This window comes from Marinobacter sp. G5_S1_61_S3 (assembly GCF_054968585.1).
Window position 1 is genome coordinate 38,002 of sequence record NZ_JBQKUK010000011.1, and the last position, 14,949, is coordinate 52,950.

Here is a 14,949-nt window from a genome sequence, read left to right on the forward strand (position 1 = left end):
ACCTGTGCTTGCCGCCTGCTCACCCGGCCGTTGTATTACTTCTGTACAACGAACTCCGTAAACAGCACACCGGTAATGCTCTCACCGGTCTGTTGCTCTTCCAGGGCCGTGTTTATTCTCTTCGTGGCCTCTTCACGCAGCGACTGCTGTCCCTCTTTCGAGGACAGCTGTTCCGCGTCAGTCTGCTCCCCGAACAGCATCACCAGCTCATGACGTAGCCTGGGCATGTGTGCCTCCACCGCCGGGCGGGTGGTTTCCTTCGACGCCCTGATGGTAACCGCTGCCTTGAGATAGGTCAGTTTGGTGCCCGGGTCCCCCACGTGGGTGACAAAGGGCGGATCCATTTCGATGTAGTCCGTGATGGCTGGTTCCTTTTCCTGCTCTTCCTGTGTCTCGTCTCCCCCTTCTTCCTCCTGGGCAAAGGCGGTTGGAGCCAGGGGAAAGGCAAAAAACAGGGCCAGCAGAAGGTACTTTGGCTTAAGTGTCATAGGCTTGAAGTTCGTATTGGTTTAAGGTTAAGTGGCTGGGCGCACGCAGCCGCCACCTGATGCTGGGAGAATAGCAGGCTCGATGCGCGGTTGCAGCATCCGATGCTTTACCGCCCAAGGCGGGCGACAGACTGACCTGAACGTTAACCCGAGGTACCCCTTTGAACTCCAGAGCCGTTTTCTTTCTGATATTCCTGCTATGCGCCGGGCTGCTTGGCGTGGCCTTCTACATGGAGCACGTTATGGGGTTGGAGCCCTGTCCTCTGTGTTGGCTGCAGCGATTCGGTTTTATGGCCGCTGGCATCGTCAGCCTCCTGGCAGCGCTCCATGGCCCCCATGGGTTCGGTGCAAGGGTCTATGGGTTATTGTTGTCTGTCAGCGCCGGTGCTGGCCTGGCGATGGCGGGCCGACAACTGTGGCTTCAAAGCCTGCCGGCGGATCAGGTGCCGGCCTGCGGGCCATCGGTGGATTACATGCTGGATGTGTTGCCCTGGATGGAGGTGTTGACCACGGCGCTGAAAGGCACGGGCGATTGCGCCGAAGTGACCTGGCGTTTCCTGGGGCTCAGTATTCCTGGCTGGACGGCCATCTTTTTCTTGTTGCTGGTGATTGTCGGCCTGGTGATGCTGTTCCGGCCCCCAAGAAAGCCGGAATGGATACAGGGATGAAACGGTTGCGACCGACCGCTGGCATGGGGTAACTTGAGTTTCGATACAACAGAAATCAAACCAGAACGCGGTAACCGGAGATAGGCGTCATGTTGGATAATTGCCGTAATGCCAGGGAGCGTTGGGGTGGCGTCAGCGAGCTGATTGATCGCTGGCTGAAAGAAAGGCAGGAACTGCTGGTACACTACTGCGATTTGTCCGGTACGACGGACTATTCCCAGACAGAGGCGCTGCGCACGAAATTTATCAAGCTGTGTGAGGTGCTGGTGGATTACGTGTCGGCAGGGCACTTCGAAATTTACGAGCAATTGGTTCAGGAAGCCCGTGAATTTAACGACGGTGGACTGGAGCTGGCGGCAAAGCTGTACCCGAAAATTGAGCAGACCACGGAAACGGCACTCAATTTCAACGATCGCCTTAACGGGCAGTCGCTGACGGAGAGCGAAGTTCGCGATTTGTTCCAGCAGCTATCAGAGCTCGGTGAAACTCTGGAAAGCCGGTTTGAGATGGAAGATTTCCTGATTGAGCATCTGCACAATGCCCATGCTGACAAGGTAATGTCGTCGGCTTGAGGTGACGGCTTGAAACCTCCCCCCGATTCCAAAAGGAAATGGGGGGAGTGGCCGTTGTTGCCAAGCGGCTTATTTATTCCGGATTGATTTCCAGAAGTTCCACGTCGAAGACCAGGGTCTCGTTGGGCCCGATCCGCTGGTTTCCTCCAGGCCCATAAGCCAGTTCCGAAGGAATGTAGAGTTTCGCCCTGCTGCCTTCAGACATCAGTTGCAGTCCTTCGGTCCAGCCCGGTATGACCTGATTCAGTCCAAAGGTGACCGGCTCGCCGCGCTCGCGGGAGCTGTCGAACACTTCGCCTGAGATCAACTCGCCGGTGTAGTGCACCTGCACGCGGTCTTCGGCCGTCGGCTTTTCACCATCGCCTTCTTCCAGGATTTCATATTGCAGGCCGGATTCCGTGGTTTTGACGCCGTCGCGTTTGGCGTTCTCCGCGAGGAACTGTTCCCCGGCTTCCTGATTTTTCTTCGCCAGTTCTTCCGCCTGGGCCGACTCCTGCTCCTGGAGCTGAGTCTGGTAGGCCATCAGGGCTTCCTGGATTTCCTCACGGCTCATTCGCGTCTGTTCTTCGTCGCCGTCGTGGCCGTGCTGAATGCCTTGGAGGAATTGCTCCATTTTAAGGTTCGGCAGGTCGTTGCTCATTCTCTGGCCCATGACCAGGCCCATGCCGTAGCTGACTTTCTCATCCGTGGATTCCAGCGCCGGATCTTCCGGAACCGCTTCCTGGGAAGAAGAACAGCCTGCCATGACACCGGCCACAGACAGTGCGATCAGGGTTTTTCTCATTACATCGTCCTTAGTTAAGCTTGCGTTGAATGATCGGGAACGCACAAAAGGTAACGGGTTCTGTCGCCAGATGCCACTGAACATGTGTTAAGGAAGGGAGTAATCTCAACTACCGTTATTGGCAGTGTCAGGGCCGAGCGAAAAAGGTGCGCGATAGGGCGATTGCCAATCGGTTTCCGAGTCGGACACGGGCGGGCGTACGCTCTTGCTTTCAGATCGCTCTATTGCCAGCGCGTTCCAGGGCCCTTGCGCAGGTGGCTTGTCAGCGTAGTGCCAGCTGCCGTCGCTATCCTTCCATTTGAAGACGATGTCGGGCCCTTCAGTTGGAACCGGTGAGGGAACCAGGCCCTCAAACGCGGGAATTTCGGCGTTGGTTTCGGCCTTTGCGGGTTTGCTGGTGGTTTCGGCGGGGTCATTCAGGCCGAAAAACATCAGTGCCACCAGGACGCCGAGAGCGGGAAACGCCAGCCGGATTAGCCATTTCATCAACATGGCTTGTTATCTCCTTCAACGAGGGTCGACAGTTCTCTGGTCAAAATGTCCAGCAAGCTGCCGGTCTCGTTATCCATTGTCTTCTCTGGTGCTGCGGCGAGCAAGTTGCTGAGGGCCAGATTGGCCATTGTTGCCTCACCGCTGCCTGTATGTTTGTTTGAAACCAGAGCCTGATAGGCCAAGGCCAACTCGACCCGTTCCGCTTCAAGTTCGCTACGGGCGATGCACTCTCTTACAATAGCAGTGCCGGGGTCATTCTTCGTAATGGTTTTCTTCGCTGATCGAAGCGGCTCCGTGACTTGGCGCCGCCATGCGGTTACCTGCGCGCTCTCAGTACCCGGAAGCACGTTGCCTGAGGTGGCCAGCCACGCTGCGCAGAGAATCCGGGTAACGCTCCAGCCTCGGTCCTGCAGGCCGAGGCACGCATCCCGTGCTGCAGAGGACTCCCAGAAACGGCAGGCAAACCGCCACAATGGGTTTTCCGGATCTGCATCCTCAGGTATCTTGCTACCGCTACACGCCATAGGGGCCAGGCCGGTTCCTTATCAAACGTTCCTTGATACCATTACGTTATGCTTACGATAACCGATCTCAGTTTACAACGAGGTGGCGTCTGGTTGCTAGAAGCCGTCAACCTGACCATCCAGCCCGGCCAACGGGTAGCGATAGTGGGTGCCAATGGCGCTGGCAAGTCCAGTTTGTTCCAGTTATTGCTGGGGCAGCTGGCGCCGGAGCAGGGCAGTGCGTCTTTGCCCGGAGGGTGCCGAATCGCTCACATGGCTCAGGAAGTGGCCGCCTCGTCCCGCACGGCTCGGGATTTTGTGCTGGATGGCGACTATGATCTGCGACGCATGGAGTCAGAGTTGGCGGACGCCGAAGAGCGGGGTGACGATCACCGCATTGCCCGTATTCATGGCGAGCTCGACATCCATGAAGCCTGGTCTGCGCCTCGCCGCGCGGAAGCGTTGCTGAGAGGTCTGGGGTTTTCGGATGCCGACGCTGATCGGCCAGTGTCTTCGTTTTCCGGCGGCTGGCGGATACGCCTCAACCTGGCCCAGGCGTTGATGCGCCCGTCCGACCTGTTGTTGTTGGACGAGCCCACCAACCATCTGGACCTGGACGCCTGTCTTTGGCTTGAGAACTGGCTGCGGCGGTACGAGGGCACCCTGCTGTTCATTTCCCACGACCGGGACTTCATGGACCGTGTGGCGACTCACCTGGTGCATTTCGACCAACGGCGGCTGGACCTGTATACGGGTAATTACTCATCATTTGAGACCCAGCGCAGTGAGCGCATTGCCCAGCAGCAGGCCGGGTATGAGCGCCAGCAGGCAAGAATTGCCGAGATCCAGCGTTTCATCGATCGTTTTAAAGCAAAAGCCACCAAAGCCCGCCAGGCCCAGAGCCGGGTCAAAGCGCTGGAGCGCATGGAAAAGATTGCTCCGGCCCATGTGGATTCCCCGTTCAGTTTCGGGTTTCCGGTAGCCGATAAAGTGTCCAATCCGCTGATGTCGATTCGTAACGGCGCGGCGGGTTATGGCGACGCCGTTGTACTCGAAGGCATCAACTTGTCACTGCTGCCGGGCAGTCGTATTGGTCTCTTGGGCCCCAATGGTGCGGGCAAGTCCACGTTGATGGATGCCCTGCGGGGGCAAAGCACCCTGTTGCGGGGTGAGCGGACCACGGGAGAACACGTGGCGATCGGTTATTTTGCCCAGCATCAGTTGGAGTCGCTGGACCTGGACGCAAGCCCGTTCCTGCACCTGCAGCGGCTGGCCCCGAAAGCCTCCGAGCAAAGTGTCCGTAATTTTTTGGGCGGCTTTGACTTCCACGGCGACGAGGCCTTGAGTGCTATTCGCTCATTCTCCGGTGGTGAAAAGGCCCGTGTGGCGCTGGCGGTGATTGCCTGGCAAAAGCCCAACCTGTTGCTGCTGGACGAGCCCACCAACCACCTGGACCTGGAAATGCGTCAGGCCCTTACCATGGCGCTGCAAAACTTTGAGGGGGCGATTGTGGTGGTTTCCCATGATCGTCACCTGCTGCGTAACACGGTTGATGACTTCTGGCTGGTGAACGAGGGTCGGGTTACGGAATACGAAGGCGACCTGGAAGACTATGAGCGCTGGCTGGCGGACCGTCGCAAGGACGAAACCGAAGCTCCGCGCCGGGAAAGTAGTGAGGCCCAGGCCGCAGGCGGTAACGCATTGGCTGCGGATAGTGGTGCGGGTGAGAACGCCGAAGATCGCAAGGCCCGCAAGCGGGCGGAGGCGGCCATTCGCCAGAAACTTAGCCCCTATCGCAAGCAACAGGGGGCTCTGGAGAAAGAGATGGATCAGCTCCAGTCCACGTTGGTGACACTGGAGCAGAGCCTTTCAGAGCCGGAGCTCTATGCCGATCAGGGTAAGCAGAAGCTAAAGGAACTTTTGGGTCAACAGGCCGCAGCAAAGAGTCGTCTGGCAGAGGTAGAAGCCGAATGGCTTGAAATCAGCGAAACGGTCGAGAGCCTTGAGGCAGAGCTAACGCCCTAGAATTTCACCTCCAGGGTGAAATCCTGTTTGGCCAGGTAATCCCGTTCGTTTTCAAGATCGGCCAGGGTTAGCGGGCGTTCATCCAGCCACCCTTCAGTGAATTCCACGGCCAGACCATTGGTAGACGGGTGCAGGCGGAATTCGGGGGGCTGCTCATGATTCCGCGGATGCTGCAGTAGCACTGCCAGTCGAACCAGCACGCACAGGTAGCGTAGACGGGGAACGTCTTCGGGGTTCAGCCCGTCGAAAATGGCGGAAGAGAACTTGCGCCGGTGCCCACGAACCAGGGTTGCCAGATCGCGCTGAAACTGTTGACTGAAGCCGGGTAGGTCGGAATACCGCAACAGGTAGGCGCCGTGCTTGTGGTACTGGCTGTGTGAAATGGTCAGGCCGATTTCATGCAGCCGGCAGGCCCAGCGCAGCACTTCTTCATCAACTGCTGTGTTCAGCTCCCAAGTGCTCGCCACCTGTCTCCAGGCCGCGATGGCGGTGTGTTCCACCGCGCTGCCGTGTTCCTGGTCTACGTGGTAGCGTTCCTGCAGGGCCTGAATTGTTCGTACCCTTACATCCTCGTGCTGAATCCGGCCGGCGATGTCGTACAGCAGGCCTTCCCTCAGGGCGCCATCAGCGAACGTCATTTCGGTTATCCGCAGCGACTGGAACGCGCCCATCAAAATCGCAAACCCCGCGGGGAAGATACTTTGGCGATCGGCGCGGACGCCCAGGTCACCGAGCTTCTCAGCCTTGCCCATATCGACCAGCCGGGTCCTGAGTTCCATCATCGCGTCCAGGGTGATGGTGCCGTCCGTGATCCTGAGGCTGGTCAACACGCTGGCAATCGCCTTGATTGAGCCGGATGACCCTACAGCGCTTTGCCAACCCTTGTTGCGGAAATGCTGACGGATGTTGAGCAGTTCCTGTTCGGCGTGGGTAACGGCCTTATCCATTTGCTTGCGGGTGATCTTGCCGTCAGGAAAGTATCGGTTGCGGAACGACACGCAGCCCATGTGCAGACTTTCGAGCTCCTGGGGTTCGAAGCGTTCCCCGATGATAAACTCGGTACTACCGCCCCCGATGTCAATCACCAGTCGCCGGCCACTGTCATCCGACAGGGTGTGTGATACGCCCAGGTAAATCAGACGGGCCTCCTCCCGGCCGGCAATGATCTCCACCGGGTATCCCAGCACCTCTTCCGCCCGGGTCATGAATTCATGGGCGTTGCGCGCCACCCGCAACGCGTTGGTGCCCACCACCTGAACCGCCTCCGGTGGCATGCCCTGAAGCCTCTGGGCAAAACGGCTAAGGCAGGCCAGGGCACGTTCCTGGGCGTCTTCGGTCAGACGGTTATGACTGTCCAGCCCGGCACCGAGCTGTACCTTCTCCCCCATCTTCTCCAGGGTGCGGATCTCACCGTGAACCAGGCGGGCGACCACCATGTGGAAACTGTTGGAGCCCATATCGATTGCAGCGAGCAGTTCTGGCGGGGTGGCGGAAGAGTTGGCCGTCACGTGTAATGAATTCCTTCTGCCAGGCCCTAAATAGAGGGAAGGGAGCTTGAAAGACTGCATGCCGGAAACTCGGCAGCGTTCATGTAACCATTGTTATCAGGGCGAAAGTGGACGTTTAACCACCATGCCTGGGGATTACTATAAGCGATATGCGGTGTAACGCAATGGGGCGGTATTGCTCAGGATGAGGGTAATCCGAAGTGCCGGGGTGGAACGAAGCGCTTCACATACGCCTGACCAATCGCGTAAAGTAAGGCTTACAATAATTTAGGAAATCGGTTGCCCCAAGCCTTTTGCGGCAACTGTCAGAACAGTCAACAGCATCATTCAGGCGGCCAGAGCCGCTGGTGGGTGCACGAATCGGGAAACTGAAATGAGCGGAAATATTGTAAACGTTACAGATGCCTCTTTTGAGCAGGATGTACTGCAGTCAGACGTACCGGTACTGGTCGACTACTGGGCAGAATGGTGCGGCCCATGCAAGATGATCGCGCCAGTCCTGGAAGAGATGGCTGAAGAGTACGAAGGCAAGCTGAAAGTCTGCAAACTGAACATCGACGAAAACGAGCAGACCCCGCCCAAATTCAACATCCGCGGCATCCCCACCCTGATGCTGTTCAAGAACGGCAACGTGGACGCCACCAAAGTAGGCGCACTGTCCAAGTCACAGCTGGCTGCGTTCCTCGACAGCAACCTCTGATTGCTGCGAGTTGGCCAAAAGCCGCCCCTGAGCAAACGCTCACGGGCGGTTTTTTATTGCCAGGCAAACAACCAGTCAGGCGAGTAGTTCCGAACACCCCTTCCGAAAATGTGCGGAGCCAAGGATGGCGGAGCCCAAGCGTACACGGACGTATTCAAAGCGTTTTTCGGAAGGGGTGTTCGGAATTACTCGCCGTCTGGCCACAAAGTTTCGGAGTTAATCCCAACTCTGAGTCCGGTCCAGATCAGCAGCTTTCTGCTCAACCCAGTGCTCCGTGTCGCCCGTGATCTCCTTCTTCCAGAACGGCGCCGACGTCTTTAGTGCATCCATGATGAACTCACAGGCCGCAAATGCATCACCACGATGGGCACTGCACACCCCCACAAACACAATCTGATCAGACAATGCCAGCGATCCCACCCGATGAATAATCCGCGCGTCCCGCACATCCCAGCGTTGTGAGGCTTCATGAACCAGTCCCTCGATAACCTGCTCCGTCATCCCTGGATAGTGCTCCAGAAACAGCCCCGTCACACCGCTCAGGTCACCACTGTCCCGAACGAGTCCGGTAAACGTCGCGATGGCCCCGGTGCCGGAACCGCTGTTCCGAAGGGCACGGTACTCTTCAGCCGGGTCAAAATCCTGTTGCTGGACGCGGATCACATCAACCTCCTGTCACTGGCGGAAAAAAGGCCACTTCATCACCGGGCTTTAGCGCCCTGTCAGGCTTGGTCATTACCTGATTGACCGCAATCATCACCGGTTGCGCGCCGTCCAGCTGGGCCCAGTTTCCCCCTTTAGAAGCAAGGCTGTGCAGCAGTTGACCGGCAGTCAGCCCGGGTTGGGCCTCAACCGTCAGCGTGGTTGTATCCAGTTCCTCCCTCAGGCGGGCAAAGAACTTCACCGTAATAGAATTATCCGTAGCCATGGTCATTCCAGCAGCTCCGCAAACGAGTAATAGGTAACAGGGTCACCGAGGTTAATGGTCGTGTTCTCAGGTACCACAGCCAATCCGTCAGCCCAGCAGGCAGAGCTCAGGACGCCGGAGCTCTGGTTGGGATAGGCCGTGATCATCAGGCCGTCATCGCCAATGCTCTTGCGGGCACGGACGTATTGTCGACGAATTGAGGGCTTCTCCGTCGAAAATCCGGCCGGGATCTGTTCTCCGCCACCAGTAACCCCCGTTCGGCCCTGGCAGGCGCGAATAAACGGCATGCCCATCACCATAAAGCTGACCAGCACGGCCACCGGGTTGCCGGGCAGGCCCAGCACCGGCGTGTCGCCAATCGTACCGAAGGCCATTGGTTTGCCAGGTTTGCTGGCAAGCCGCCACAGGGACAGGTTGCCAGATTCCTCCAGCACCGCCCGAACATGGTCTTCCTCGCCCACCGACACGCCGCCGCTGGTGATGATCAGGTCGGCCTCGGCTGCGGCCCGCTCAAGAGTCTTGCGGGTCGCTTCCCGAGCGTCCTTCAGGGCCTCACAGAGCACCACCTCGCAGCCTGCTTTCGCCAGCAATCCCAGCAGGGTGTAGCGATTGCTGTTATAGATCTGTCCAGGCCCCAGTGGTTGTCCGGGATCCACCAACTCGTCACCGGTTGTGAGAACGGCGACTTTCAGTTTTGCGTACACGGCAACGTCTGCCGTACCAATGGAGCCCAGCAGGCCCATTTCCTGGGGGCGGATCCTGGTGCCCGCCGCCAATGCCAGCTCGCCCTGAGCCAGATCCTGGCCACGGCGACGGATATTCTGGCCTTCGCTGACAGGCCCATTGACGGTGATACCGTCGCCGCAAACGCTGACCCGTTCCTGCATGATGACCGCGTCCGCGCCTGAGGGGATTTCCGAACCGGTGAAAAGACGCACGGCCGTTCCAGGCTTGAGGGTCAGGCGTTCTTCACCAGCAGCTGTGCGCCCGGACACCGGTAGTGGTTCCCCGCCAGCAAGATCCCCGGCACGCACGGCGTAACCGTCGACGGCGCTGTTATCCGCTGGTGGTACATCCGCCGGAACTGTGTAGTCCCGGGCCAGAACCCGGTCCAGACTGTTTGTCAGCGCCACGGTTTGCGAGCGCGTGATCGGGCGCGCCCGGGCAACCAGATGGTCAATGGCTTCTTCAACGGGAGTCAGGTCAGAGCTTGCCATGGATTATCGCTCCGAGCGCTCGCCAATAACCTGGTCGATCCGGCTGAGAGGCTTGTCCGGTTTGCCGAGGGCCAGGTCTGAGAAGTTGCAGGGGCCGTGGCGACTGTCCAACTGACTGACGAGAATGCCGTTCCAGCCGGTGCGGCAGGCACTTGTTGAACCGGGCAGGCAGAAAATCACCGTGTGATTGGCCAATCCGCCAAAGGCTCGGGACTGAATCGTGGAAGAGCCAATCTCGCTGGCGGAAAGCCGGCGGAACTCCTCACCGAAGCCGTCGATGGCCTTGTCCAGCAATGGGGAGACCGCTTCTGGCGTACTATCGCGCTCATGGAAGCCGGTGCCGCCGGTGATGATCACCACATTGATCTCCGGGTCGGCGATCCAGCCGGACATCAGCGCCCGTATGAGATAGACATCGTCCGGCAGGATGCGTCGGGCAACCAGTCGGTGGCCCGCTTCAATGATGCTGTTCTCCAGGAACTTTCCTGATGAGTCTTCCGCTTCACCCCGGCTGTCGGACACCGTCAGCAGGGCGATACTCAGGGGTTTCAGTTCGACGGTGGCGTCGATACTCATGGATGCTCTCCAAAGTTTTTATAGGTCTGTCTAACAGTATCTCTATTGGGAATGATGAATGGAAGGGGAGACATTCATCAGAGGGATACGGGGCATTTGCGGAGGCTGTGGGCGACCCCTTAAGGAGAAATTGGTTCAAAAATGCGCGACATTACTTGACATTGGTACGCAAGGTGGCTGATGATCGCTCTTGCCCGGCGAACGGTTGTTCTTCCTGTCTCTGGCTTCAGTACCTTTCCGGACTCCATCTACACCGGTTGCTCCATCTGGCCAGCACCAAGTTCAACGTATATCCGATCAATCCGTTTAGGGGCACCCCTTTCATTTCAATATTCGTTTACTTCCATTCCTGACTATCTAACAACCTATGAACCTTACTGAACTCAAGCAGAACTCCATGCCCGAATTGCTCGATATTGCGCAAGAGATGGGCCTCGATAACCTGGCTCGCTCGCGCAAGCAGGATGTCATCTTCACGATCCTGAAGAAGCATGCTAAAAGCGGCGAAGACATTTATGGTGACGGCGTACTGGAAATTCTGCAGGACGGTTTCGGCTTCCTCCGTTCCGCCGACGCCTCATACCTTGCCGGTCCTGACGACATCTACGTGTCGCCAAGCCAGATTCGCCGTTTTAACCTGCGGACCGGTGACACCGTTGCCGGCAAGATACGCCCGCCGAAAGACGGCGAGCGTTACTTTGCCCTGCTGAAAGTTAACGAGATTAACTTCGACAAGCCGGACAACGCCCGAAACAAGATCCTGTTCGAGAACCTGACACCGCTGTTCCCGGACGAGCGCCTGATGCTTGAAGCCGGTAATGGTAGCACCGAGGATCTGTCCTCACGGGTTCTGGATCTGGTAGCGCCCATCGGCAAGGGCCAGCGCGGCCTGATCGTGTCTCCGCCCAAAGCCGGTAAGACGCTGCTGATGCAAAGCATCGCCCAGTCCATCACCCGTAACAATCCAGAGTGCCATGTGATGGTGCTGCTGATTGACGAGCGTCCGGAAGAAGTAACCGAGATGCAGCGCACCGTGCGTGGTGAAGTGATCGCCTCCACCTTCGATGAGCCCCCGGCCCGTCATGTGCAGGTGGCCGAGATGGTCATCGAAAAGGCCAAGCGTTTGGTCGAACACAAGAAAGACGTGGTGATTCTGCTGGATTCCATCACCCGTCTGGCCCGTGCCTACAACACGGTGATTCCGTCCTCCGGCAAGGTACTGACCGGTGGTGTGGACGCCCACGCCCTTGAGAAGCCCAAGCGTTTCTTTGGTGCGGCCCGTAACGTGGAAGAGGGCGGCAGCCTGACCATTCTTGCCACTGCGCTGGTCAACACTGGCTCCAAGATGGATGAAGTCATCTATGAGGAGTTCAAGGGAACCGGTAACATGGAGATCCATCTGGATCGCAAGATTGCCGAGAAGCGCACCTATCCCGCCATCAATATTCGCAGCTCTGGCACCCGCCGTGAGGACCTGCTGATGAGCGAGGCGGATATCCAGCGCATCTGGATTCTGCGCAAGCTGCTGCACTCCATGGACGACGATACTGGTGCCATTGAGTTCCTGCTGGACAAGCTGCGTGAAACCAAGACCAACGACGAATTCTTCCAGTCGATGAAGCGTCGTTGATTCTTACAGCGCTCTAGGTTTCGGGGCGCACAGCGCAGGAGCATTCTTCCCCGGACACGCCGTAAATACGTCCCTGTAGGCTTGGTCTTGCCATCCCTGGCAAGACACAGTCCAGGGAAGAATGCTCCCGCGCTGTAGATCTGATTCCGTGCGCGCATCGTTGATACCTCCTCAGGCGCTTCGCGCGCATTGTTTGCAGCTGACTCGGGGCAGGTGAACAGGGTGCTGAATGGCGTCCTCAGACCGTGCATTGCCATGGATGGCAATGCCGAGCCCCCAGGGATGGGTTTACGGCGTGTCTGGGGACGCCATTCAGCATCCTGTTCCTGCACCCAAGTTAAAACCGGAGCAGCCGATGAAATACAACGACCTGAGAGACTTCATAGGCCAGCTTGAAAAGCTGGGAGAGCTGAAGCGTATTTCAGTGGAAGTCGATCCCCACCTGGAAATGACCGAGATCTGCGACCGCACGCTGCGGGCAGGTGGCCCCGCGTTGTTGTTCGAGAACCCCAAAGGCTACGACATGCCCGTGCTTGCCAACCTGTTTGGTACGCCGAAACGCGTGGCCATGGGCATGGGGCAAGACAGCGTGACCGCGCTGCGGGACATCGGCAAGCTGCTCGCCTTCCTGAAAGAGCCCGATCCTCCCAAGGGCTTCAAAGACGCCATCGAGAAACTGCCGCTGTTCAGGCAGGTGATGCGTATGAGCCCCAAAGTGCTTCGCTCGGCGCCCTGCCAGGACGTGGTGATCGAAAAGGACCAGGTGGATCTGTACCAGATACCGGTTCAGCACTGCTGGCCCGGGGACGCAGGGCCTTTGGTGACCTGGCCGTTGGTGATAACCCGTGGGCCCCATAAAGAACGCCAGAACCTGGGTATTTATCGGCAACAGGTAATTGGTCGTAACCGGCTGATCATGCGCTGGCTGAGCCATCGCGGAGGTGCGCTGGATTTTCAGGAGTTCCAGAAGGCCAACCCGGGTAAACCCTATCCTGTGGCCGTCGCCCTTGGGGCGGACCCGGCAACCATCCTGGGTGCGGTGACGCCGGTGCCGGATTCGTTATCGGAATACGCCTTTGCTGGCCTGCTCCGCGGCGGAAGAACCGAATTGGTGCAGTGTGGTCTCAGCGATCTGCAGGTGCCGGCCAGTGCCGAGATTGTGCTGGAAGGGTTCATCTACCCGGACGACGTAGCGCCGGAAGGCCCGTTCGGGGACCATACCGGTTATTACAACGAAGTGGATGAATTCCCGGTGTTCACCGTGGAGCGGGTGACGCACCGCAAGGACCCGATTTACCATAGTACCTACACTGGCCGCCCACCCGATGAGCCCGCCATTCTGGGTGTGGCACTGAACGAAGTCTTCATTCCCATCCTGCAGAAGCAGTTCCCCGAGATTGTGGATTTTTACCTGCCTCCCGAGGGGTGCTCCTACCGTCTTGCAGTGGTGACCATGAAGAAACAGTACCCCGGCCATGCCAAACGGGTGATGATGGGAGTATGGTCATTCCTGCGGCAGTTCATGTACACCAAGTTTGTGATCGTTACCGACGACGACGTAAACGCACGGGACTGGAAAGACGTGATCTGGGCCATGACCACCCGCATGGACCCATCCAGGGATACCACGCTGGTTGAGAGCACTCCCATCGACTACCTGGACTTCGCTTCGCCGGTGTCCGGGCTGGGCTCGAAAATGGGGATGGATGCCACCAGCAAATGGCCGGGCGAAACCGATCGGGAGTGGGGCACGCCCATCACCATGTCCGACGACGTCAAAAGGCGTGTGGACGACATCTGGGACAGCCTGGGGATTGAAGTTTCATCCGATCGCCCCGATTGATATGGCCAGCCGTGAATGTCGTATTCAACTCGTGCCGGCGGTATTGTCCTTTACCGCAGCCGCCGACGAGACGCTGCTTGCGGCAGCCGGCAGGGCGGGCATTGCGGTTCCCGCCGCCTGTCGCAATGGCGTGTGCGAGCTCTGTGAGGCTCGCCTGGTCAGTGGCGAGGCCCTGAATACCCGCAATCAACACACAATTCCGGTCACCGGGCGACTGATGATGTGTCGCACCCTGGCGCTCAGTGACCTTGAACTGGAGATAGACGCCGTTATGGCAGCCGGAGACAACCAGCCTCGCAAGTTCCAGGCAAAGGTGGTGGACGTTCGTTCCATCAGCCACGATGTTTACCGTGTGGAACTGCAACTGCCCCGTCGCCGGGAACTGTCGTTTCACGCCGGCCAGTACCTGTCCGTGAATCTGCCGGATACAGACCCCTGTTATTTTTCCATCGCCAGCAGTCCGTCTGAAGAATTGATTGAGCTGCACATTCAGGCGACACCGGAGTGGGTGTCTGCACAGAAAGTGATTGATGCATTGACCTCTGGCGGAGAGGTGACCGTTGAATTACCCCACGGCCGCGCGTGCCTGGCGTCCGCGCCGGACAAACCGCTGTTGCTGGTCGCCGCCGGAACGGGGTTTGCCCAAATGAAGAGCCTGGTGGACTACCTGCAGAACACGTCTTACGACAAGCCTGTGAAGTTCTACTGGGGCGTTCGCCGCCACGAGGATATGTACCTGCGATCCCTGGCCCAGCAGTGGCAGGAAGAATGGCCGCCCTTTACCTTCCTGCCCGTGGTAGGGGATGACGAAGACAACGAGTGGAGTGGCCACCACGACCAGTTGGTGCGAACCGTGCTGGCGTCGGGCATGGACTGGAGCAACGTGGAAGTTCACGCCAGCGGCTCGCCGACGATGGTCTATACCTTGATGGATGCGTTACTGGAGGTGGGGTTGCCGCAGGAAGCATTTTTCTCCGATGTACTGGAATACGCCCCGAGAGGTTGAGACCCGGGG

Annotated in this window: 16 protein-coding genes; 7 read left to right on the forward strand and 9 right to left on the reverse strand. The window is 58.3% G+C overall.

The genetic code is table 11. From position 1 onward, the window contains the following. Window positions 1-35 precede the first annotated feature (35 nt). Entirely contained in the window at window positions 36-488 is a 453-nt protein-coding gene (locus ACTRWH_RS12305; protein WP_462826460.1) for a flagellar basal body-associated FliL family protein, read from the reverse strand. A 161-nt stretch (window positions 489-649) separates the two neighbouring features. Between ACTRWH_RS12305 and ACTRWH_RS12310 the strand changes: the two genes are divergently transcribed. Both ACTRWH_RS12310 and ACTRWH_RS12315 read left to right on the forward strand, forming a co-directional pair. Beyond that, a complete protein-coding gene (locus ACTRWH_RS12310) occupies window positions 650-1,156 on the forward strand; it encodes a disulfide bond formation protein B (protein ID WP_036202995.1) in 507 nt (168 codons plus the stop codon). 89 nt (window positions 1,157-1,245) lie between these two features. Beyond that, a complete protein-coding gene (locus ACTRWH_RS12315; RefSeq protein ID WP_041332608.1) occupies window positions 1,246-1,728 on the forward strand; it encodes an Rsd/AlgQ family anti-sigma factor in 483 nt (160 codons plus the stop codon). Window positions 1,729-1,801: 73 nt separating this feature from the next. Here the strand turns inward: ACTRWH_RS12315 and ACTRWH_RS12320 are convergent, their stop codons facing one another. The 3 genes from ACTRWH_RS12320 to ACTRWH_RS12330 all read right to left on the reverse strand — a co-directional run bounded on the left by ACTRWH_RS12320 (window position 1,802) and on the right by ACTRWH_RS12330 (window position 3,528). After that, the gene (locus ACTRWH_RS12320; RefSeq protein ID WP_036203000.1) at window positions 1,802-2,512 is read right to left on the reverse strand and encodes an FKBP-type peptidyl-prolyl cis-trans isomerase; all 711 of its coding nucleotides are present in this window, start codon (window positions 2,510-2,512) and stop codon (window positions 1,802-1,804) included. 105 nt (window positions 2,513-2,617) lie between these two features. Beyond that, complete coding sequence (locus tag ACTRWH_RS12325) at window positions 2,618-3,004, reverse strand: hypothetical protein (RefSeq protein WP_036203003.1); 387 nt, start codon at window positions 3,002-3,004, stop codon at window positions 2,618-2,620. Continuing rightward, complete coding sequence (locus ACTRWH_RS12330) at window positions 2,998-3,528, reverse strand: DUF2390 domain-containing protein (RefSeq protein ID WP_091642217.1); 531 nt, start codon at window positions 3,526-3,528, stop codon at window positions 2,998-3,000. Before ACTRWH_RS12330 ends, ACTRWH_RS12325 begins: the two co-directional genes overlap by 7 nt. A 48-nt stretch (window positions 3,529-3,576) precedes the next feature. Here ACTRWH_RS12330 and ACTRWH_RS12335 point away from each other — a divergent pair, with 48 nt between their 5' ends. Beyond that, a complete protein-coding gene (locus tag ACTRWH_RS12335) occupies window positions 3,577-5,532 on the forward strand; it encodes an ATP-binding cassette domain-containing protein (RefSeq protein WP_462826461.1) in 1,956 nt (651 codons plus the stop codon). Here ACTRWH_RS12335 and ppx read toward each other — a convergent pair. Next, entirely contained in the window at window positions 5,529-7,040 is a 1,512-nt protein-coding gene (gene ppx / locus ACTRWH_RS12340; protein WP_462826462.1) for an exopolyphosphatase, read from the reverse strand. The genes ACTRWH_RS12335 and ppx overlap by 4 nt on opposite strands. Window positions 7,041-7,413: 373 nt before the next feature. Here ppx and trxA point away from each other — a divergent pair, with 373 nt between their 5' ends. Then, window positions 7,414-7,740, forward strand: coding sequence for a thioredoxin TrxA (gene trxA / locus ACTRWH_RS12345; protein ID WP_007153552.1), 327 nt, complete (start codon window positions 7,414-7,416; stop codon window positions 7,738-7,740). Between the two features lie 216 nt (window positions 7,741-7,956). Here trxA and ACTRWH_RS12350 read toward each other — a convergent pair whose 3' ends face one another. Genes ACTRWH_RS12350 through moaB form a run of 4 tightly spaced genes read right to left on the reverse strand, consistent with a single transcriptional unit; the run spans window position 7,957 to window position 10,461 of the window. Continuing rightward, the gene (locus tag ACTRWH_RS12350) at window positions 7,957-8,403 is read right to left on the reverse strand and encodes a molybdenum cofactor biosynthesis protein MoaE (protein WP_036203014.1); all 447 of its coding nucleotides are present in this window, start codon (window positions 8,401-8,403) and stop codon (window positions 7,957-7,959) included. Window position 8,404: 1 nt separating this feature from the next. Further along, a complete protein-coding gene (moaD, locus tag ACTRWH_RS12355) occupies window positions 8,405-8,674 on the reverse strand; it encodes a molybdopterin converting factor subunit 1 (RefSeq protein WP_421858429.1) in 270 nt (89 codons plus the stop codon). Beyond that, window positions 8,671-9,885 (reverse strand): molybdopterin molybdotransferase MoeA, encoded by a 1,215-nt coding sequence (locus tag ACTRWH_RS12360; RefSeq protein ID WP_036203017.1) that lies wholly within the window; start codon window positions 9,883-9,885, stop codon window positions 8,671-8,673. Before ACTRWH_RS12360 ends, moaD begins: the two co-directional genes overlap by 4 nt. Before the next feature lie 3 nt (window positions 9,886-9,888). Beyond that, window positions 9,889-10,461, reverse strand: coding sequence for a molybdenum cofactor biosynthesis protein B (moaB, locus tag ACTRWH_RS12365; protein ID WP_036203020.1), 573 nt, complete (start codon window positions 10,459-10,461; stop codon window positions 9,889-9,891). A gap of 367 nt (window positions 10,462-10,828) precedes the next feature. Between moaB and rho the strand changes: the two genes are divergently transcribed. The 3 genes from rho to ACTRWH_RS12380 all read left to right on the forward strand — a co-directional run bounded on the left by rho (window position 10,829) and on the right by ACTRWH_RS12380 (window position 14,940). Next, entirely contained in the window at window positions 10,829-12,091 is a 1,263-nt protein-coding gene (gene rho / locus ACTRWH_RS12370; protein ID WP_036203025.1) for a transcription termination factor Rho, read from the forward strand. A gap of 355 nt (window positions 12,092-12,446) precedes the next feature. Further along, window positions 12,447-13,934 (forward strand): 4-hydroxy-3-polyprenylbenzoate decarboxylase, encoded by a 1,488-nt coding sequence (gene ubiD / locus ACTRWH_RS12375; protein ID WP_036203027.1) that lies wholly within the window; start codon window positions 12,447-12,449, stop codon window positions 13,932-13,934. A gap of 1 nt (window position 13,935) precedes the next feature. Then, window positions 13,936-14,940, forward strand: coding sequence for a 2Fe-2S iron-sulfur cluster-binding protein (locus ACTRWH_RS12380; protein ID WP_462826475.1), 1,005 nt, complete (start codon window positions 13,936-13,938; stop codon window positions 14,938-14,940). Window positions 14,941-14,949 lie beyond the last annotated feature (9 nt).

Coding starts and splice junctions, on each gene's coding strand:
- moaB (WP_036203020.1), bottom strand. CDS start 10,461: ATGAGTATCGACGCCACCGTCGAACTGAAACCCCTGAGTATCGCCCTG.
- ubiD (WP_036203027.1), top strand. CDS start 12,447: ATGAAATACAACGACCTGAGAGACTTCATAGGCCAGCTTGAAAAGCTG.
- rho (WP_036203025.1), top strand. CDS start 10,829: ATGAACCTTACTGAACTCAAGCAGAACTCCATGCCCGAATTGCTCGAT.
- ACTRWH_RS12380 (WP_462826475.1), top strand. CDS start 13,936: ATGGCCAGCCGTGAATGTCGTATTCAACTCGTGCCGGCGGTATTGTCC.
- ACTRWH_RS12325 (WP_036203003.1), bottom strand. CDS start 3,004: ATGTTGATGAAATGGCTAATCCGGCTGGCGTTTCCCGCTCTCGGCGTC.
- ACTRWH_RS12335 (WP_462826461.1), top strand. CDS start 3,577: ATGCTTACGATAACCGATCTCAGTTTACAACGAGGTGGCGTCTGGTTG.
- ACTRWH_RS12305 (WP_462826460.1), bottom strand. CDS start 488: ATGACACTTAAGCCAAAGTACCTTCTGCTGGCCCTGTTTTTTGCCTTT.
- ACTRWH_RS12315 (WP_041332608.1), top strand. CDS start 1,246: ATGTTGGATAATTGCCGTAATGCCAGGGAGCGTTGGGGTGGCGTCAGC.
- moaD (WP_421858429.1), bottom strand. CDS start 8,674: ATGACCATGGCTACGGATAATTCTATTACGGTGAAGTTCTTTGCCCGC.
- ACTRWH_RS12330 (WP_091642217.1), bottom strand. CDS start 3,528: ATGGCGTGTAGCGGTAGCAAGATACCTGAGGATGCAGATCCGGAAAAC.
- ACTRWH_RS12320 (WP_036203000.1), bottom strand. CDS start 2,512: ATGAGAAAAACCCTGATCGCACTGTCTGTGGCCGGTGTCATGGCAGGC.
- trxA (WP_007153552.1), top strand. CDS start 7,414: ATGAGCGGAAATATTGTAAACGTTACAGATGCCTCTTTTGAGCAGGAT.
- ACTRWH_RS12360 (WP_036203017.1), bottom strand. CDS start 9,885: ATGGCAAGCTCTGACCTGACTCCCGTTGAAGAAGCCATTGACCATCTG.